Here is an 18,592-nt window from a genome sequence, read left to right as displayed (position 1 = left end):
TTACCTTGACAGAACAGAGTGACCCGCTAAAAACACTTCCCACGCACGGCCATCCCCCTGCCGGGATGGTGCGCTGCATACCCGGCGGTGCTTTCCTACGGCTGTAGAAGCGTTTATGATACCGTACTGATTCACTCCTGAATGTTGAAAGGTACAACCATGTCCCGGTCCCTCTCCCTTTCCCGGCGTCGTTTCATGAGCCTTTCAACAGGGCTGGCCGGTGCCGCCACCTTCGGGCTGACCCGCCCCGGCATTGCACAGGCTGACACCCGCACGCTGAAAATCGGCATCATGTCCGGCGAGGATGAGGACATCTGGCGTACCGTCAGCCAGAACGCCGCCCAGCGTGGCCTGACACTGAAGATCATCCCCTTCTCCGACTACAACACGCCCAACGAGGCCCTGTCGGAGCATGACGTGGATGCGAACGCCTTCCAGCACCGTCCGTTCCTTGACGCCCAGATCAAGGCCCACGGCTACAAGATCGTCCCGGTTGGCGACACGTACTTCCAGCCGATCGGCCTCTATTCCCGCAAATGGCATTCCGTGAACGACATCCCGCCGAATGCCCGCATCGGGATTCCCAACGACCCCAGCAACGAGGGCCGTGCCCTGCACGTTCTCGAGACCCTGGGGCTGATCCGTCTGCCATCGGATTCCGGCCTGTTCCCCACGGCACTGGACATCACCGACAACCCCCGCAACCTCTCCATCGAGGAGCTGGATGCTGGTGTGGTCGGGCGGTCCCTGCCTGATCTGGACGCCGCCGTCGTCAACATGGACTGGGCACGCAAGGCAGGCATCACCGAACAGGAACGCATTGGCGTCGAAGGGTTGCAGCACAACCCGTACGTCAACTTCATCTCCGTCAATGAGAGTGACGCCGGAGCCGACTGGGTCAAGCCGCTGGTGGAAAGCTACCATCAGCCGAATGTCCGTCAGGTCATTCTGGACATCTATCACGGTACCGTCACACCTGCGTGGTCATGAACCCCATCCTTGACATCCAGCATGTGACGCACAGTTTCGGGCAGCACACGGCTCTTCAGGACATTTCCTTCTCCGTGAAACAGGGTGAGGTCGTCGGGCTGATCGGCCGTTCCGGGGCCGGGAAGTCCACCCTGCTCCGCTGCCTCTGTGCGCTGGAACGCCCCCAGCAGGGCCACATCCTGCTGGATGGCGTGGACCTGACCACCCAGCCAGAGCGGCAGCTTGTCCGCATCCGCCGCAAGATCGGTCTGGTCTTCCAGCACTTCAACCTGCTGACCTCCCGCACCGTGGCCGGAAACATCGCCCTGCCTCTCCAGATCGCCGGGTGCCCCCGCAGGGAGCAGGCCGACCGCATTGCGGAACTGCTGGAGCTTGTCGGGCTGAAGGGCTTTGAAAAGAAATATCCCTCCCAGCTTTCCGGCGGGCAGAAACAGCGTGTCGGCATTGCCCGTGCCCTGGCAGCCAACCCGACGCTGCTCCTCTGCGATGAGGCCACCTCTGCGCTGGACCCGGAATCCACCAGCTCCATCCTCAGCCTGCTGGCCGACATCAACAGGAAACTAGGGCTGACCATCGTCCTCATCACCCATGAGATGGATGTGGTCCGCCGCTTTGCCCAGCGTATCCTGGTCCTCGATCATGGCCGCCTCGTCGAGGATGGAACCCTGCTGGACTTCCTCCGGGATGGACAGAACAACCGGACACTCCAGACCCTTCTGGCCGACATCCGTCCCTCCCTCCCTGCGTTTCTGGCACGGACGATGGCCGCCACACCGTCGGCAGGCCCACACAGGGCCATCGTGCGGCTTGTCCTCAGCGGGACTGATGCCAGCGAGCCGCTCTTCAGTGCGCTGCATGAACGGTTCGGCGTGCAGACGGCCCTGCTGCAGGGCGGCGTGACCACCGTCGGGGACCATCTGAGTGGCGACATGATCCTCAGCCTTGAGGGCGACAGGACGGAACAGGCTCTGGGCCACCTGAGGACGGCAGCGCAGAACATGGAGGTCCTGGGATATGTCCCCTCTCATTCTTAAGCTGATCCTCCATTCCACATGGCAGACGCTGGAGATGGTCGTGGCCTCCACGGCCCTTTCCGTCCTGCTCGGGCTGCCGCTGGCCCTGTTCATGATCGCCACCGGCCCGCAGGGACTGTACCGCCTGCCTTTTGCCGCCCGGCTGATGGGCATGGTGGTGGATGCCGTCCGGGCCGTGCCGTTCATCATCCTGCTGGTGCTGCTCATCCCTGTCACGCGCTTCATCGCCGGGACGTCCCTGGGAACGGAGGCCGCCATCGTGCCGCTCTCCATCGCCGGAATTCCCTATTTCGCCCGCATCGCCGAAATGGCCCTGCGGGAGGTTGATTCCGGCCTCGTGGATGCCGTCCGGGCCATGGGTGGCACACGCATGACCATCATCCGCTCCGTCCTGATTGCCGAGGCCCTGCCGGGACTTGTCACCGGCGTGACGGTCACGCTCATCACCATGGTCGGGGCTTCCGCCATGGCGGGCGTCATCGGGGCGGGGGGCCTGGGAGACCTTGCCATCCGTTACGGGTATCAGCGTTTCAATACCACCGTCATGTTCGGGGTGGTTGTGGTCCTCATCATCATGGTCAGCCTGATGCAGGTCATCGGCAACAGCCTGGCCCGCTGGCTGAAACACTGAAGCCTCCGCTTCCTTCTACCGCCATCAAAAAAAGCCCGCCCCCTCAGAGGGGCGGGCTTTTCAGCATCAGGGCTGATGCCGTAATCTTCAGGCAGCGTCCAGAGCCTGCTTCACATCCACCAGAAGGTCATCGACATGCTCCACACCGATGGAGAGCCGTACGGTGGATGACGTGACACCAATGCGTTCCCGAACCTCTTTCGGCACGCCGGAATGTGTCATTGTCGCCGGATGGCTGGCCAGAGACTCCGTCCCTCCCAGGCTGACGGCCAGCTTCATGACCTTCAGGGCATTGAGGAAGCGGAAGGCGGCAGCCTCGCCCCCTTCAATATCGAAGGAGAAGGTCGAACCGGCACCACTGCACTGACGGGCATAGACTTTCCCCTCCGCAGAATCAGCCTCATAGAATGGCGGGAAATGCACCTTGCCCACCTTGGCATGATCCCGCAGCAGCTCCGCCACACGATGGGCATTGAGGGTGGCACGCTCCATGCGCAGCCCCAGCGTCTCCAGAGAGCGGCCCAGCATCCAGCAGCTATGCGGGTCCAGATGGGTTCCAATGGCCCCACGGAGCTGACGCACCGGGCGTGTCATGACATCACTGCCCAGAACGGCCCCGGCCACGAGATCGGAATGGCCGCCGACATATTTTGTCAGGGAATACAGTGACAGATCGGCCCCATGCTTCAGCGGATGCTGATAAAGCGGCCCGAGCAGCGTGTTGTCACAGACGATGATGGGACGGCTGCCCTGTCCGGCCTCGATCTCCTCGGCAATGCGGCGCACCAGCTTCAGGTCCACCAGACCATTGGTCGGGTTGGCCGGTGTCTCGATCAGGATCAGGGAGACACGCCCTTCTGCGATGGCCTTTTCAGCAGCCTCACGCATGATGGTCTCATCCACCCCACAGCTTCCCAGCCCCACGGACCTGATTCCTAAGGAAGCCATAGTCTTGGTCAGCAGGGTTTCCGTCCCACCATAGAGCGGCTGGGAGTGGAGGATCACATCACCAGGGCGGGCATAGGCCAGCAGCGTGGTCGCAATGGCCGACATGCCGGAAGAGAACAGGACGCCCCGCTCGGTATCCTCATAGATCGCCAGACGGTCTTCCACGATCTCGCTGTTCGGGTGGTTGAAGCGGGAATAGACCAGCCCCTGCCCCTTGCCTTCCGGCGGCTCCTTCCGGCCAGAAACATAGTCGAAAAAGTCCCGGCCATCTTCTGCCGTGGGGAAGACGAATGTTGATGTCAGGAACACGGGCGGCTTCACGGCCCCTTCCGAAAGGGCAGGGTCAAAGCCGTAATTGAGCATCTGTGTGTCGGGATGCAGCTTATGGCTGCCGATATGGGTCTTCTTGTGATCTGACGCCATTGGGAGTTTCCTTCAGCGGGTACCTAGCCTGATATGTGATCCACCACCCAGCTTCATGACTGCCAGATGGGGCTTCCCATCCAGCACCGCAGCAACCGGTCTGGAAAGCAGGATGAAGATATGCTGTTACCCTTATATCCTGCTCATTTTCGCTGATTGATACCACATCCCCCTGACGGGATAAAGGCATATGAACGGCCCGCCTCGGACCGGCGGAGGCACCCTCATCCCATCGATGAGGGTGCGTACCGGATTTCAGTGTCTGGAACCATGATGTGGCAGGATGCGGTCCACCACCTGATCCTTCCGGATGAAGCGGTGATGGAGGGCTGCCAGCACGTGCAGAGCAATGAACCCGCCAAAGGACCAGGCCAGCCAGTTATGGACATCCGGCATGATCTCAGCCAGATAGCCGCTGTCCATCACGCTCTGCGGAAGCGGGATCAGCGGCCATGACACCAGACCGAACAGGACGATCGGCATGGCCATGGCGGACACCATCAGCCAGCCTGTCACCGGCAGGAAAATCTGGAAGAGATAGAGCAGTCCCTCCATCCCTCCGGCCACCACGCGCTGCGCTGTCGGCATGTCCTTCGGCAGGGCGGGTGCCCTGTGCGTCAGACGCCAGATGATGCGCACCACGATCAGCAGCATGGTCACGATGCCGACAGACTTGTGAAGCTGATGCAGGGGCGTCGGATCGCTAACGGGGATGTGGTCCATGTACAGGCCAAGGCCGATCATGAAGATGAGCAGCAGCGCAATCACCCAGTGCAGGATGATGGCCACCGGACCATAACGTTCCGGTCTGCCGGTTCCTGTTTCCACTTTCTCTGACACTCGTTGTCTCCATAAGATCATGGAATAAAAAAATCGGCCCCTCCGTCTCCATGAGACGGAACAGAGGGGCCGACCCGACAATAGGCAGTCTCCGGTCTTCAGGCCAGACCTCCCTTACTTGCCGTTCTTGCTGTCCACATCCTGGAACAGCTCATTGAAACGCCGCTTGGCAGCCCCGTAGAGCGGCGCCTTGCGAGCCTGGGCCTCATTGTTGGCGTTGTCGACAACGATCAGCCCCACCATGCCCAGGGCAAAATGCGGCAGGCACTTGTACCCGTACAGGCCGGGCTTGGTAAACTGGACAGTCTTTTCCTGACTGAAAGGAACGTTGATGGGCGCAGCCCCATCAGGCGTCATGCCCGGAATGGACTGGGCATTGTGGCCCGGGTCCGTCGGGACGAAACGCACGCTGTCGCCAGAATGGATATAAACGACAGCCGGCTCGAAAGAATAACCGTGTGTGCCATGGCTCAGCATTTTCACGTCAACCGTGGCCGCCGTGGCGGACAGGGCTGTTGCCATGAACAGGGCGAATGCACCACCAGCAAATTTCAACATACTATCCTCCACTTCTTACCAAACCGCCGGGGACAGGCCCCGGCGGAATGTTCAGTCCGATTTTTCCATCAGGGAAAAAACGATCTTACCGCTGCAGGTCGAAACGGTCGAGGTTCATCACCTTCGTCCAGGCCTTCACGAAGTCATTATAGAACTTCGCCTTGGAGTCGTCAGAGGCATAAACCTCGGCAACGGCACGCAGTTCCGGGTTGGCACCGAAGACCAGGTCCACATCCGTGGCCGTCCACAGCTTCTGTCCGGTGGCACGGTCAAAGCCCTCATAGAGGTCTTCCTGACCGGCAACCTTCTGCCAGCGCGTGTCCATCGTCAGCACGTTGGTGAAGAAGTCCGTGCTCAGCACGCCCGGGTTCTTCGTCAGCACGCCGTTGGCGGAGTGACCCGTGTTGATGTCCAGAGTACGCAGACCGCCCAGCAGGACCGTCATCTCAGGGATGGTCAGACCCAGCGTGTCAGCCTTGTCCACCAGAGCGTTCAGAGGCGGCGTGTTGTCCGCATCCGCACGGTAGTAGTTGCGGAAGGCATCAGCCGTCGGCTCCAGCAGGTTGAAGGCGTTGACGTCCGTCTGGTCCTGTGTGGCATCGCCACGGCCCGGAGCGAACGGCACCTGGATCTTCACGCCAGCCTTTCTGGCAGCATCCTCGATACCGACGCTACCGCCGAGAACGATGATGTCAGCCAGAGCAACCTTGCGTGCGCTGTGAGCGTTGAACTTGTCGCGGACCTGCTCCAACTTCGGCAGGATGGTCTTCAGCTCTTCCGGATCGTTCACGGCCCAGCCGTTCTGCGGCATCAGGGCCAGACGGCCACCGTTGGCACCGCCACGGTGATCAGTCACGCGGTGGGAAGAGGCAGCAGCCCATGCCGTCTTGATCAGCTCACGGTCGGACAGACCGGTTGCGGCGATCAGCTTGCGCAGCTCACGGACGTCAGCCTGGTTGATCGGCTTGGCCGGCATGTTGACCGGATCCTGCCACACGAAGGTTTCCTTCGGAACTTCGCTGCCGAAGTAGCGGCTCTTCGGACCCATGTCACGAACGACCAGCTTGAACCATGCACGGGCGAAGGCATCGGCGAACTCGTTCGGATGCTCGGCCCAGCGGGCAAGGATCTTGTGGTAGGCCGGATCGGTCTTCAGGGCGATGTCCGTGGTGAACATCATGATCGGACGCATCTTGGACGGATCGTTCGGGTTTGCCGGATCCGGAGCAATCTTGTCATCCGTCTTGGTGTGCCACTGGTGAGCACCGGTCGGGCTTGTGCCCAGCACCCAGTCATTGTTCAGCAGGTTGTCAATGTACTGCGTGGTGAAGTGGATCGGATCGGCAGACCAGGAGCCTTCCAGACCGCTGGTGGACGCATCGTCAGCCGTCTGCTTGCCCTTGATGCAGTGGTCGGCCCAGCCCAGACCCTGATGTTCCACACCGTTTGCAACCGGCGGGCCGCTCAGGCAGGAGTTCGGATGGGCACCATGAGCCTTGCCGAAGGTATGACCACCGGCGATCAGGGCCACGGTCTCTTCGTCGTTCATGGCCATGCGGCCGAATGCCAGACGGATCATGGCAGCGGACTTGACCGGATCAGGATCGCCGTTCGGCCCTTCCGGGTTCACGTAGATCAGGCCCATGTGCGTGGCAGCCAGCGGGTGCTTCAGGGTGCCGTTCTGGCCGACCTGGAAGGAGCTCTTGTTCGGGAAGAACGTCGTGCCCGGACCCCAGTAGATCAGCTCGGACTGCCAGTCATCCGGACGGCCACCGACGAAGCCGAGGGTCTTGAAGCCCATCTGGTTCAGGGCGACGTCACCAGTCAGGACGATAAGGTCACCCCAAGAGAGCTTCTCACCATACTTCTTCTTGACGGGCCACAGGAGACGCTTGGCCTTGTCGAGGCTGGCGTTGTCCGGCCAGTCGTTCAGCTGGGCGAAACGCTGCTGGGCACCCTCTTCACCACCACGGCCGTCGATGGCACGGTACGTACCGGCATTGTGCCAGGCCATACGGATGAAGAACGGACCATAGTTGCCGTAGTCAGCCGGCCACCAGGGCTGGGAGGTCAGCATGACCTTCTCGATGTCCTTGCGGACTTCCTGGAGGTTCAGCTGCTCGAACTTCTTGTGATAGCTCGTGTAGTAGTCTGAACCGTAAGGATCAGACTCTGAATCGTGGGCACGCAGCTTGGCCAGATTCATGCCCTTCGGCCAGTAGTACTGGTTCGGGCTCGGAACATCGGCTGCCAGGGCAGCAGAGGCGAAAGATGTCAGGGTCGTGCTGGCAATCAGCAGGGCTGCCCCGAAATTTTTCAGTTTCATCCTGATCAGTTCCCCATTCATGGATAAGATCTCGACAGATTGCGTAGCATCAATGCGCCAGGCACGATCTGATCAGAACCATACCAGACGCTACTACTACACATCGCAGGATTTATATTATCGATGGGGGTCAGAACAAGTAAATCGTTATTTTTAATAACTCTTATAAGCCATCTCTTTTTTTGGAAAACTCTTCTTTATATGCGAAGGTTAATGTCTGTACAAGGAAAATTAGTACATGACGCTCCCGGAAAGGCCATATTCCTCTCCAACGGCCATTTCCCGCCACATTCCGGCCCTTCAGTCCACCCTGCGACGGACGTCCTGTCCCGGACAGGTCAGCAGACACAGACAGTTGGCCCGAATAAAAACGGGCATTCCATAACCATCCATTAAATATTACCCGTCACGAAATGATACCGTGAAGTAACGATATCCTTTCCTGAAGTCAAACATTCATTTTTCTGGAAAGAAGTGCTGGTGCCCAGAAGAAGACTCGAACTTCCACGTCCTTGCGGACACAGGCACCTGAAGCCTGCGCGTCTACCAATTCCGCCATCTGGGCACACTCTCTTGCGAGCATGGTGAACCGGCTGGGACTCGAACCCAGGACCATTCGATTAAAAGTCGAATGCTCTACCAACTGAGCTACCGGTTCACTTGAGGAGGCTATCTACCTGCTCCCCCGGGGAGCGTCAACCCCGGGGGCCGCAGAAAACACCACCCTCACGATTTTCTTCATCCGCACGGACGGCAGCCTTCCTGCGGACGAAGAATCATCAGGTTTCAGACAGTTATGTCAGTTCTCGATGTAAGCCTTGATGATGTGATCCGGATTCTGGACCATGCCGGAAGCACCGGAGCCACGCTTGATCTTGTCCACATGCTCCATGCCCTCGATCACCTGACCGGCAATGGTGTACTGGCCATCCAGGGACGGCACACGGTCGAACATAATGAAGAACTGGCTGTTGGCGGAATTCGGGTCCATCGTGCGGGCCATGCCCAGCGTGCCACGGTCGAAGGTGGCCGTCTGGCTGAACTCGGCCGGCAGGTCAGGATAGGAGCTGCCGCCCGTCCCCGTGCCCGTCGGGTCACCACTCTGTGCCATGAAGCCCTCGATCACGCGATGGAACTTCACGCCGTTATAGAAACCCTCATTGGCCAGCGTCTCCAGACGCTCGACAGCCTTGGGGGCCAGATCGGGACGCAGGGCGATGACCACCTTGCCATCCTTCAGCTCCAGAACCAGCTTCTTGCCTGTTGTCGTACCTGTCATTGTCGTGCTCTCCCTGAGCTGATCATTACCATCCTGATCACCGGCCCGTGCCTGTGTCAGGGTTCCACCGGTCAGGGCAGAGACTGCCGCAAGACCGGCCATGAAATGTCGCCGTCTCATGTCTGTTCTCCTGTCAGTTTTGCCCGCACGAGGCGGGCGGTCATGGGGCTGACAAATGGGGAAATATCCCCCCCAAGACGGGCAATTTCCTTCACGATCCGGCTCGCCGTCGTACGGTGGCTCTCGGATGCCAGAAGAAAAACCGTTTCGATCTCCGGGGCCAGACGCCGCAGCGCACCGGAAAGCTGGGTCTCGAAATCGAAATCCCCGGCAGAACGCAGACCACGGATCACCGTGCCCGCCCCAGCCTGCCTCACGGCATCCACCAGAAGCGTGTCAAACCCAGTGACGGAAATGCGGTCCTTATGCGGCAGGGCGGCCACTTCCTGCTCCAGCAGCTCCCGCCGTTCCTCGAAACCCAGAAGAGGCCCCTTGGCATCATTGATCGCCACACCGACCACGACATGGTCGAACAGGGCCGCCGCCCGGTCGATCACGTCCAGATGACCGAACGTGACCGGGTCGAACGTGCCGGGATAGAAGCCGATGCGCCGGTCAGTCATCCGTCCCACCGGCATCAGCCGCCGGGGCAGCCCCGGTGTCTCCACCTTCCGCACCGTCAGCCTCGGTCTCACCCTCGGCGGCATCGTCCGCATCATCTTCCATCACGGGGAAAACGCTGATGATGCGCTCGTCACCATCCACACGGAAGAGCGTCACCCCCCCTGCCTGACGGGACATCACACGCACCTGCTCGACCGGCAGACGGATGAGGCGGCCCGTATCCGTCACCATCATCACATCCGTGCCATCCAGCGTCACGAGCGTGCCCACGACCTCACGCCCACGGCGGGCGTTGGAGAAGGTCATGTTGTTGATGCCCTGCCCGCCACGGCCGGAGACACGATAGTCATAGGCCGAGGACCGCCGCCCGAAGCCCGTGTCCGTCACGGTGAGCAGTATCTGTTCCTGCGCCTCAAGCTCGGCATAACGGTCTTCGCTCAACGGGCTGTCGGCCAGAATCCCTTCAAGCCCTTCCTCATCGGAAGCCAGCTCGCTGCTGTCCTCGATCTCTTCCTCCAGTCCTTCATCCCCGGACTGGGCCGCCAGCACACGGCGATGGGCATTGGCGGCCCGGAGGTAGGCCGCCCGTTCCTCCACGCTGGCCTCGACATGGTTCAGCACGGCTAGGGAAACGACCCGGTCACCATCAGCAAGGCGGATGCCCCGCACACCGGTGCTGCCACGGCCAGCGAAAACACGCAGCACGTCATCCGTGATCTGGAAGCGGATGGCCCGGGCATTGCGGGTGGCGAGGAACACGTCCTGCCCCTCCCGGCATGTTGCCACCCCGATCAGCTGGTCATTCTCATCCAGCTTCATGGCGATCAGACCGGAAGAACGGATGTTGCGGAAGTCGCTCAGGCGGTTGCGCCGCACGTTCCCGCTCGCCGTGGCGAAGACGAGGTGCAGGTCATCCCACAGCTCCTCATCCTGCGGCAGAGGCAGCACGGCCGTGATGGTATCCTCACCCAGCTCCGGCAGCAGGTTGACCAGTGCCCGCCCCTTGGCTGTCGGGGCCGCCTCCGGCAGGTGCCAGACCTTCATGCGGTAGGCCTTCCCGCCCGAGGAGAAGAACAGCACCCACTGGTGGGTGTGGGCATTGAAGCTGCGGATGACGATGTCATCACCACGCCGCCCTGCCGCCGTGCGGCCACGGCCACCACGGTTCTGCGAACGGAACAGCTCCAGCGGCGTCCGCTTGATGAAACCGTCCCGTGTGATGGTCACCACCATCTGCCCCGGCTCGATCAGGCTCTCGTCGGACTGATCCCCCAGCGCATCAGAGATTTCCGTGCAGCGTGGGTCAGCCAAGGCGGCACGGGCGGCCTGAAGCTCGTCCCGCATGACCTCCATGCGGCGCACATGGCTGCCGATGATCTCCAGAAGCTCCGTGATGCGGGCACTGACCTCTGCCAGCTCCGCCTGAATCTTCTCACGCTCCAGACCGGTCAGACGCTGGAGGCGCAGCTCCAGAATCCCACGGGCCTGCGCTTCTGTCAGATGGACACGGCCATCGACGATCACGTTGCCTTCATCATGGATCAGCTCCAGCAGCGGCTCCACGTCGGCGGCAGGCCATGTGCGTGTCATGAGCTGCTCACGGGCCGTAGCGGCATCCGGGGCGGAACGGATGAGGGCGATCACCTCGTCAATGTTGGCCACGGCCAGCACCAGACCGACCAGCAGATGCCCCCGATCCCTCGCCTTGTTCAGGTCGAAACGGGCACGGCGGAGAATCACATCCTCACGGAAGCGGATGAAGGCCTCCAGCACGTCCCGCAGCCCCATGGTGCGGGGGCGGCCCTCATCCAGTGCCAGCATGTTGACGCTGAAGCTCGTCTGAAGCTGGGTGAAACGGTAAAGCTGGTTCAGCACCACTTCCGGCGTGGCGTCACGCTTCAGCTCGATCACCACCCGCATGCCGGAACGGTCACTTTCATCCCGGATGTCGGAAATGCCCTCAATGTCCTTGGAGCGGACGAGATCGGCAATCTTCTCCTGCAGTGTGGCCTTGTTGACCTGATATGGAATCTCCGTCACCACGATGGCGAAGCGGTCCTTGCGGATCTCCTCGATCTCGGCACGGGCACGGACAGGGATGGAGCCACGGCCCGTCTCATAGGCCTGCCGGATGCCCCGACGGCCCATGATGATCCCGCCGGTCGGGAAATCCGGCCCCGGGACGATCTGCATCAGCTCTTCCAGCGTCATGTCCGGGTTGGCGATCAGGGCCAGAACGGCATCAATCACCTCGCCCGGATTGTGGGGCGGGATGTTGGTGGCCATGCCCACCGCAATGCCGGACGCCCCATTGACCAGAAGATTCGGGAAGGCAGCCGGAAGAACCTGCGGCTCCTGCTCGCTCTCGTCATAGTTGGGCTGGAAGGCGACCGTATCCCGGTCAATGTCATCCAGCAGGAAGGAGGCAGATTTGGCCAGCCGGGCCTCAGTGTAGCGCATGGCCGCCGGACTGTCGCCATCGACAGACCCGAAATTGCCCTGCCCATCCACCAGCCGCACACGCATGGACCAGGACTGCGCCATGCGCACCATGGCGTCGTAAATGGAACTGTCACCATGCGGGTGATATTTACCCATCACGTCACCGACCGCACGGGCCGACTTGCGGTAGGGCTTGTCCGCCGTGAAACCACTCTCCCGCATGGCGTACAGGATACGCCGGTGCACGGGCTTGAGGCCGTCACGCACATCTGGCAGCGCACGGGAAACAATCACCGACATCGCATAGGCCAGATAGGAGGAACGCATTTCCTCCTCAATCGTCACCGGGAGGCGGTCGGAAGGCAAAATATCGTGCGGCTCGCTCAAGACAGGTCCACCCGTTTTCTGTAAATGGTCGGTATTCCAGCATAACCTATTCTGCCTCAGGTGCCTAGTTTGTTCCTCCCCACCACACCTGCCGCAACGTGACCGGATGACACGCCCCGCCGCCATGCCTTCTTCTGCCTCCTCCCTTCCTGCCCCCCATGTCACGGAACTGCCGTGGTGCCCCCCGGAACGGCTCTTCCCCCTCTGCCGGGAGGCGGAAACGTCCGTCTTTCTCGACAGCGGCGGCCCGGCGGAACAGGAACGGCATCGCTGGAGCTTCCTCTGTCCCCGCCCGGCCGGACGACTCACCCTGCCCCTGGCGGAGATGCACCTTGTTCCGCAGCGTCTGCGGGCCTTTCTGGCCGCCCACGCACCGGCAGGCCGCCCTTCCCCTCCTCTTCCGCCGGAGCTGCCCTTCACCGGCGGCGTGATCGGCCTGCTCAGCTATGAGGCCGGCATGGCCCGGGAAGGTCTCACCTCCCGCCATGTCACGGACTGCCCCACCTTCACCGCACTGGCCTGCCGGGACCTGTTCATTTTCGACAGGCTGGAGCAAAGGCTCTGGTGGGCCAGTGCAGACGGTGCCCCACCACCGGACCAGCCCGCCACCACGGCCAGACCGGACAGCCCGGGACCGTCCCTCATCCCCGTACCCGAACAGGATGCCGCCACGTGGCAGGCTGCCGTCCGGAGCGTGCAGGAATACATTGCAGCCGGAGACATCTTTCAGGCCAACCTGACGATGCGTTGGGTCGCCCCCCGCCCGAAGACGCTCGACCTGCACGCCCTCTACGATCAGCTTCGCACACGCTGCCCGGCCCCGTTCGGGGCCTGGTTCCACACGCCGGAATTCACGCTGCTCAGTGCCTCAGTCGAACGGTTTCTTTCACTGGACCGTCAGAGGCGCATCGAGACACGGCCCATCAAGGGCACCTGCCCCGTCAGTGACGATCCCCGACAGAATGACGCCCTGAAGGAGGCCCTCCGCCGGGATGAGAAGGAACTGGCCGAGAACCTGATGATCACCGACCTGATGCGCCACGACATCGGCAGGGTCTGCCAGCTTGGCAGCGTGGATGTTCCACACCTGTTCACCGTGGAACGGTTCGCCCATGTTCACCATCTCGTGTCCAGCGTGACGGGGCGGCTCCAAAAAGGCCATGACGCCGCCGACCTTCTGGCGGCCACGATTCCCCCCGGCTCCATCACCGGAGCCCCGAAATACCGGGCCATGCAGATCATTGATGAGGTCGAGTCTTCTGCCAGAGGGGCCTATTGCGGCACGCTCTTCCGGCTGGGCTGGGATGGTGCGCTGGACAGTTCCGTCGTCATCCGCAGCATCAGCGCAACGGAAGACCATCTGAAGGTGGGGGCCGGTGGCGGTATCACCTATCCTTCCCATCCAGAAAGAGAATATAAAGAAATGCGCCTCAAGGCCATGCCGCTTCTGAAGCTACTTCATGACCACGGACATTAAATCATGACATCATCTTCGCCCCGTCCTTTCCTCTGGCTCAACAACGACCTGCTCCCGGCAGACGGTCCGGCCCTTACCGCACAGGATCGTGGCGTTCTGCTGGGTGACGGTCTTTTTGAAACCATGCAGCTCCGCAACCGTCAGGTTCCACTGCTGGAGGCCCATCTCGCTCGGATGGAAGAAGGCTGCCGCATCCTGCGCCTTCCCGCTCCCAACCGGGAGACCGTCCAGGCCGCACTGGACAGGCTGATCGCCGCCAACAACCTGACGGATGGCTCCGTCCGGATGACCCTATCCCGAGGCACCGGCCCACGAGGGCTGACCCCTCCCGCAAAACCCCACACCACACTGCTCATCACGACAGCCCCGCCGTCAGAACAGTCCGCCACCCCCGTCCGGCTGCATGTCAGCACGCAGCGGCGGGACCGGCAGGCCGTGCTGAACCGGGTGAAGTCCATCAGTGCCCTGCCCGCCATTCTTGCCCGCATGGAGGCACGGGAAAAAGGAGCCGATGACGCCCTCTGGCTCACCCACGAAGGCGAGATTGCCGAAGCCACGGCCGCCAGCTTTCTGGCCCTGCTGGACGGGCAGATCGTCACTCCTCCCCTCTCCGCCGGAATCCTGCCCGGAATTTCCCGTGGCCGCCTGCTCTCTGCCGGACTCTGCAAGGAACGCAGCCTGACGGAAGCCGACATTCCCAAGCTCCAGGGGGCCTGGCTGGTCACGGCCCTGAGCCTGACCCCGGTCGCCGCCATAGGGACACAGGAGCTGCCGCTCCAGCCGGAGCAGACGAGCCGGCTGCGGCATTTTCTGCATGATGGCCAGTGAGACACCACCGGTGCCATTGAATCGCCCGTGACCAACAGCCACATCTTCCCCCATGACTGCTGACAAACACACCGCCCCCGCCCTGCCCAAGGCCCCCGTGGCCCGGCGCAATCCCGTCGTGCTGGAACAGCTCGGCCGCACCCGTACGGATTCCTACGCATGGATGAAGGACGAAAACTGGCAGAAGGTCCTGCGGGACCCGTCCGTCCTGCGGGATGACATACGCACCCACCTGAAGCAGGAAAATGCCTATGCGGAGGCCGTCCTCGCCGGGACGAAACCGCTTCAGGAAGACCTCTTCAGGGAGATGGTCGGCCGCATTCCTCCGGCAGAAGAGTCCGTGCCGCTACCTGACGGCCCGTGGCTGTATGGCCTGCGCTTCGGAAAGGATGCCCAGTACCCGCTCCATGTCCGCCGCCCCCGCAGGGCCGGAACCAGCGAGGCCGACGGACCGGAAGAAATCCTGCTGGACGTGAACGAACTAGCCGCCCGGCACAGCTTCTACAGCCTCGCCCAGGCCGCCCACACGGAAGACCACCGCTATTACGTCTATGCCGAGGACGTGCAGGGGTCGGAAGTCTACCGGATTCAGGTGAAGGACCTTGCCACGGGTGAACTCTGCGCCCCTGCCGTGGAGAGCAGCACGGGCAGCTTCACCCTCTCCCCGGACAGCCAGCATCTCTTCTGGATCTACCGGGACGACAATGGCCGCCCCTCACGCATCTATCGCCGCCCGCTTCTGGGTGGTGAGGACACGCTCATCTTTGACGAGACCGATCCCGGCTTCTTCCTCAGCATCGGTGTCAGTGCCTCCCGGAAATGGATCGCCATTGAAAGGGGTGACCATGACACGAACGAGACCCTGCTCATCCCCGCCTCAGACCCGACGGCCATGCCCAAAGTCGCTGCACCGCTGGTGCGGGGAGAACGCTACAGCCTGACCCACTGGCAGGACCGCTTCATCATCCTGACCAACGCAGGCGGGGCGGTTGACTTCAAGCTGATGACGGCCCCGGAAGCCACGCCGGACCGTGACCACTGGCAGGAGTTCCTGCCCCATGAGGAAGGCCATTTCCTCCTCGGTGTCAGTGCCGGGAAGGACCATCTGGCCTGGCTGGAGCGGCGCAACGGCAATACGGAAATCTTCACCCTCAGCCGTGAAGACGCCGACAGAGGCGACATCCGCCGCCATGCCCGCCACATCAGCATGGACGAACCCGCCTACACGTTCAGCCTGCTGGGCGTGCTGGAATATGACCAGCCCTTCCTGCGCTACATCTACCAGTCCCCCACGACCCCGGCGCACTGGTATGATTATGACATGCGGACAGGGGAGAAAAATCTCCGCAAAGTACGGGAGGTTCCCTCAGGCCACCACCCCGCCGCCTATGAGACACGCCGCCTTTTCGCCCGGGCCGATGATGGCGCCATGGTGCCCGTCACCCTCCTGATGAAGAAGGGGACGAAGCTGGACGGACAGAATCCCATGCTGCTGTACGGCTATGGCTCCTACGGCATCTCCATGGAGGCCAGCTTCTCCACCACCGCCCTCAGCCTCGTGGACCGTGGCATGATCCATGCCACGGCCCATGTGCGGGGTGGCAGTGAAAAGGGCTGGAACTGGTTCCTTGAAGGACGGGCAACCAAGAAAACCAACAGCTTCACCGACTTCATCAGCTGTGCCCGACACCTGATTGCCGAAGGCTACACCGCCCCCCACCGCATCGTGGCGCATGGTGGCTCGGCTGGCGGACTGCTGATGGGGGCCATTACCAACATGGCACCGGAGCTGTTTGCCGGTATCGCCGCCCAGGTGCCGTTCGTGGACATGCTGAACACCATGTCGGACATCTCCCTGCCGCTCACGCCGCCGGAATGGCCGGAATGGGGAAACCCGCTGACGGACCCGGAGGCTTACGACCTCATCGCCAGCTATTCTCCCTATGACAACATCCGCCCCGTCTCCTACCCGGCCATCCTGGCTCTCGGGGGGCTGTCCGACCCACGGGTGACCTACTGGGAGCCTGCCAAATGGATCGCCCGCCTGCGGGAAGAGGCACGGGGCGGTCCCTTCCTCTGCCAGATCAACATGGAGGCGGGACACGGCGGTTCCTCAGGCCGTTTTGCCCGCCTGAAGGAAGTGGCCCTCGTGCAGGCCTTCGCCCTCTGGAGCCTGAAACAGGCAGAAAACTGACTTGCTGAAAGAAAAGCCCCTGCTCCTTTCATGGAACAGGGGCTTTTTCCTGGCAGTCCCACCCGTTTACTGGAGATCATCGCCCTGATCTTCCGAATCGAGTTCGAAGAGCTGGGAGCATATCCTGCCCAGCCGTGCATTCTGGCCAGCAGCCCCACCCTCGCATGAGGTGCGGGCATCCCGGCCACAGCTGGCAATCACGCTCTCCATGTCCGATTCCAGCACATCCCGCAGAAGGCCGACATCAAAGCTGCGCTGGGCCGTTTCCTCGTCATCCAGCTGCTTCTGCACCTTGTGCATCTCGTCCAGGGTCTTCAGGCACTGCCTGCCTGCCGAATTCGGACTGACCCGCAGGACGGCAAGGATATTGTTCACCACGACACCCTTGGCATTCACGGCCGGGTCGTCATCATCCGTACGGGCCGCACCACCAGCCCAGGCCGGGCTGGCAAGACAGAAGGCTCCGAGAAGCAGGACTGACAGGAGTCTGCAACGATACGGAAAGGAAAAGGAAGAAAACTGGCTCATGTCGGCCAGCATAATCCGAAAGGGATCAGGGGGAAATGGGCGTTCTGCTCCACGCAACCTTGACTCACCCCCATCTTACAGGGTAAGCGGACGCCAAGTTTCGCGGGCGTCTCAGCCCTGCATTATGAGAGCCGCTGCCCGGCAGGGCAGACTGGCCTGTCTTTTCTGTCGGGGAGCCTGAACATCATGAAGATCCGTAACAGCCTGAAGTCCGCCAAGGTTCGTGACAAGAACTGCCGTGTCGTGCGTCGTCGTGGCCGCGTGTATGTCATCAACAAGCAGAACCCGCGCATGAAGGCCCGTCAGGGCTGAGCTGACAGACGGATGGGACGGTGCGGCATGTCCACGGCTCCGCTGCGCCACCCTGTCTTTCATGCTCTGAAGCGTGAAGCCTCCTCCGGGGGGCTGAAGCCTCCCGCTTTTCGGCCGGGGGCTTTTTTTGTGGCTGCGGCCAGCATGGCCTTTCTCCTGATGGCCACCACCACTATTCCGGCACACGGGCAGACACAGCCCCATGCCACGCCGGGGCCTGCCCACAAGGACGGGACCAGTCACGACCAGCCGGTGTCGCCCCCCGGAAAACCGCACACCCCGAGCCTCAAGGAAAAGCTGGAACAGACCGAGCAGGCCATCGCCAGCGAGCAGGACGACCAGAAGGCCCAGGGCCTGATGAAAAAGGCCGAGACCCTGCGCCTCTACAGCGTGAAGAACAGCGGCCGCATCCTGCTCAGCGAGGCACAGGATGAACTCAAGCAGGGTCATGCCAGCGAGGCGGAGAAGGACATGTCCGCCGCCCTGACCCTCCAGCCCGACAACGCCTTCCTCCGCCGCCAGCGGGCTGCCGTCCGCTTTCTCGGCAATGACCTGACGGGAGCCGTGCAGGACCTTCAGGTTGCGCTGGTCCATGACCCCGGCGATGCCCAGAGCTGGGACCTGCTGGCCCACACGCAGGAACATCTCCATCACCCCCATCAGGCCCTCCATGCCTATACCGAGGCCCTGACACACGCCCCTCTGCTCCCGGACGGACAGAAACGCTACAGACAGCTGGAACAGCAGGCCAACGGCATCCCGGACTGACCC

Annotated in this window: 16 protein-coding genes and 2 tRNA genes; 8 read left to right on the top strand and 10 right to left on the bottom strand. The window is 61.9% G+C overall.

Annotated elements, in window-relative coordinates; translation table 11 throughout:
* Positions 1-195 precede the first annotated feature (195 nt).
* The 3 genes from CPA56_RS08310 to CPA56_RS08300 are packed head-to-tail and all read left to right on the top strand — an operon-like array spanning position 196 to position 2,655.
* On the top strand, positions 196-990 hold the full coding sequence (locus CPA56_RS08310) for a MetQ/NlpA family ABC transporter substrate-binding protein (RefSeq protein ID WP_229707557.1): 795 nt from the start codon (positions 196-198) through the stop codon (positions 988-990).
* Complete coding sequence (locus CPA56_RS08305) at positions 987-2,024, top strand: methionine ABC transporter ATP-binding protein (RefSeq protein WP_182041544.1); 1,038 nt, start codon at positions 987-989, stop codon at positions 2,022-2,024. Before CPA56_RS08310 ends, CPA56_RS08305 begins: the two co-directional genes overlap by 4 nt.
* Positions 2,005-2,655: a methionine ABC transporter permease gene (locus tag CPA56_RS08300; RefSeq protein WP_182041543.1), complete on the top strand. Its 651-nt coding sequence runs from the start codon at positions 2,005-2,007 to the stop codon at positions 2,653-2,655. The genes CPA56_RS08305 and CPA56_RS08300 overlap by 20 nt, the downstream gene beginning before the upstream one ends.
* A gap of 87 nt (positions 2,656-2,742) precedes the next feature.
* Here CPA56_RS08300 and CPA56_RS08295 read toward each other — a convergent pair whose 3' ends face one another.
* The 9 genes from CPA56_RS08295 to gyrA form a co-directional block, all read right to left on the bottom strand.
* Positions 2,743-4,026: a cystathionine gamma-synthase family protein gene (locus CPA56_RS08295; RefSeq protein WP_182041542.1), complete on the bottom strand. Its 1,284-nt coding sequence runs from the start codon at positions 4,024-4,026 to the stop codon at positions 2,743-2,745.
* Positions 4,027-4,281: 255 nt separating this feature from the next.
* Entirely contained in the window at positions 4,282-4,866 is a 585-nt protein-coding gene (locus tag CPA56_RS08290) for a cytochrome b (RefSeq protein ID WP_182041541.1), read from the bottom strand.
* Between the two features lie 114 nt (positions 4,867-4,980).
* Positions 4,981-5,424, bottom strand: a complete 444-nt coding sequence (locus CPA56_RS08285; protein WP_195805142.1) for a pseudoazurin — start codon at positions 5,422-5,424, stop codon at positions 4,981-4,983.
* An 85-nt stretch (positions 5,425-5,509) separates the two neighbouring features.
* Positions 5,510-7,750: a catalase/peroxidase HPI gene (katG, locus tag CPA56_RS08280; RefSeq protein ID WP_182041539.1), complete on the bottom strand. Its 2,241-nt coding sequence runs from the start codon at positions 7,748-7,750 to the stop codon at positions 5,510-5,512.
* A gap of 478 nt (positions 7,751-8,228) precedes the next feature.
* A tRNA-Leu gene (locus CPA56_RS08275) sits at positions 8,229-8,315 on the bottom strand.
* A gap of 17 nt (positions 8,316-8,332) precedes the next feature.
* Positions 8,333-8,408 (bottom strand) — tRNA-Lys (locus CPA56_RS08270).
* Between the two features lie 141 nt (positions 8,409-8,549).
* On the bottom strand, positions 8,550-9,029 hold the full coding sequence (locus CPA56_RS08265; protein WP_086441575.1) for a peptidylprolyl isomerase: 480 nt from the start codon (positions 9,027-9,029) through the stop codon (positions 8,550-8,552).
* Positions 9,030-9,145: 116 nt separating this feature from the next.
* On the bottom strand, positions 9,146-9,652 hold the full coding sequence (coaD, locus tag CPA56_RS08260) for a pantetheine-phosphate adenylyltransferase (protein WP_373364577.1): 507 nt from the start codon (positions 9,650-9,652) through the stop codon (positions 9,146-9,148).
* The gene (gene gyrA / locus CPA56_RS08255) at positions 9,645-12,422 is read right to left on the bottom strand and encodes a DNA gyrase subunit A (protein WP_229707572.1); all 2,778 of its coding nucleotides are present in this window, start codon (positions 12,420-12,422) and stop codon (positions 9,645-9,647) included. The genes coaD and gyrA overlap by 8 nt, the downstream gene beginning before the upstream one ends.
* A 184-nt stretch (positions 12,423-12,606) precedes the next feature.
* Here gyrA and CPA56_RS08250 point away from each other — a divergent pair, with 184 nt between their 5' ends.
* The 3 genes from CPA56_RS08250 to CPA56_RS08240 are packed head-to-tail and all read left to right on the top strand — an operon-like array spanning position 12,607 to position 16,981.
* Positions 12,607-13,959, top strand: coding sequence for an anthranilate synthase component I family protein (locus CPA56_RS08250; RefSeq protein ID WP_182041537.1), 1,353 nt, complete (start codon positions 12,607-12,609; stop codon positions 13,957-13,959).
* Between the two features lie 3 nt (positions 13,960-13,962).
* Positions 13,963-14,787, top strand: a complete 825-nt coding sequence (locus CPA56_RS08245; protein WP_182041536.1) for an aminotransferase class IV — start codon at positions 13,963-13,965, stop codon at positions 14,785-14,787.
* 52 nt (positions 14,788-14,839) lie between these two features.
* Positions 14,840-16,981 carry a S9 family peptidase gene (locus tag CPA56_RS08240; protein ID WP_182041535.1) on the top strand — a complete coding sequence of 714 codons (2,142 nt, stop codon included), beginning with the start codon at positions 14,840-14,842 and terminating at the stop codon, positions 16,979-16,981.
* 66 nt (positions 16,982-17,047) lie between these two features.
* On the opposite strand, the gene CPA56_RS08235 is transcribed toward CPA56_RS08240, so the two are convergent.
* Positions 17,048-17,509, bottom strand: coding sequence for a hypothetical protein (locus tag CPA56_RS08235; protein WP_182041534.1), 462 nt, complete (start codon positions 17,507-17,509; stop codon positions 17,048-17,050).
* Positions 17,510-17,695: 186 nt separating this feature from the next.
* Between CPA56_RS08235 and ykgO the strand changes: the two genes are divergently transcribed.
* On the top strand, positions 17,696-17,821 hold the full coding sequence (gene ykgO / locus CPA56_RS08230) for a type B 50S ribosomal protein L36 (protein WP_043561915.1): 126 nt from the start codon (positions 17,696-17,698) through the stop codon (positions 17,819-17,821).
* A gap of 27 nt (positions 17,822-17,848) precedes the next feature.
* Entirely contained in the window at positions 17,849-18,589 is a 741-nt protein-coding gene (locus CPA56_RS08225; RefSeq protein WP_182041533.1) for a tetratricopeptide repeat protein, read from the top strand.
* The last annotated feature ends 3 nt before the right edge of the window (positions 18,590-18,592 follow it).

Source organism: Bombella mellum (assembly GCF_014048465.1).
Lineage (GTDB): Bacteria > Pseudomonadota > Alphaproteobacteria > Acetobacterales > Acetobacteraceae > Bombella > Bombella mellum.
Note: the sequence above shows the minus strand (reverse complement) of the source record. Positions and strands in the feature narration are given on the sequence as shown.

Coding starts and splice junctions, on each gene's coding strand:
- katG (WP_182041539.1), bottom strand. CDS start 7,750: ATGAAACTGAAAAATTTCGGGGCAGCCCTGCTGATTGCCAGCACGACC.
- CPA56_RS08225 (WP_182041533.1), top strand. CDS start 17,849: ATGTCCACGGCTCCGCTGCGCCACCCTGTCTTTCATGCTCTGAAGCGT.
- ykgO (WP_043561915.1), top strand. CDS start 17,696: ATGAAGATCCGTAACAGCCTGAAGTCCGCCAAGGTTCGTGACAAGAAC.
- CPA56_RS08285 (WP_195805142.1), bottom strand. CDS start 5,424: ATGTTGAAATTTGCTGGTGGTGCATTCGCCCTGTTCATGGCAACAGCC.
- CPA56_RS08305 (WP_182041544.1), top strand. CDS start 987: ATGAACCCCATCCTTGACATCCAGCATGTGACGCACAGTTTCGGGCAG.
- CPA56_RS08265 (WP_086441575.1), bottom strand. CDS start 9,029: ATGACAGGTACGACAACAGGCAAGAAGCTGGTTCTGGAGCTGAAGGAT.
- CPA56_RS08310 (WP_229707557.1), top strand. CDS start 196: ATGAGCCTTTCAACAGGGCTGGCCGGTGCCGCCACCTTCGGGCTGACC.
- CPA56_RS08250 (WP_182041537.1), top strand. CDS start 12,607: ATGCCTTCTTCTGCCTCCTCCCTTCCTGCCCCCCATGTCACGGAACTG.
- CPA56_RS08245 (WP_182041536.1), top strand. CDS start 13,963: ATGACATCATCTTCGCCCCGTCCTTTCCTCTGGCTCAACAACGACCTG.
- CPA56_RS08295 (WP_182041542.1), bottom strand. CDS start 4,026: ATGGCGTCAGATCACAAGAAGACCCATATCGGCAGCCATAAGCTGCAT.
- CPA56_RS08240 (WP_182041535.1), top strand. CDS start 14,840: ATGACTGCTGACAAACACACCGCCCCCGCCCTGCCCAAGGCCCCCGTG.
- CPA56_RS08235 (WP_182041534.1), bottom strand. CDS start 17,509: ATGAGCCAGTTTTCTTCCTTTTCCTTTCCGTATCGTTGCAGACTCCTG.
- coaD (WP_373364577.1), bottom strand. CDS start 9,652: ATGACTGACCGGCGCATCGGCTTCTATCCCGGCACGTTCGACCCGGTC.
- gyrA (WP_229707572.1), bottom strand. CDS start 12,422: ATGCGTTCCTCCTATCTGGCCTATGCGATGTCGGTGATTGTTTCCCGT.
- CPA56_RS08300 (WP_182041543.1), top strand. CDS start 2,005: ATGTCCCCTCTCATTCTTAAGCTGATCCTCCATTCCACATGGCAGACG.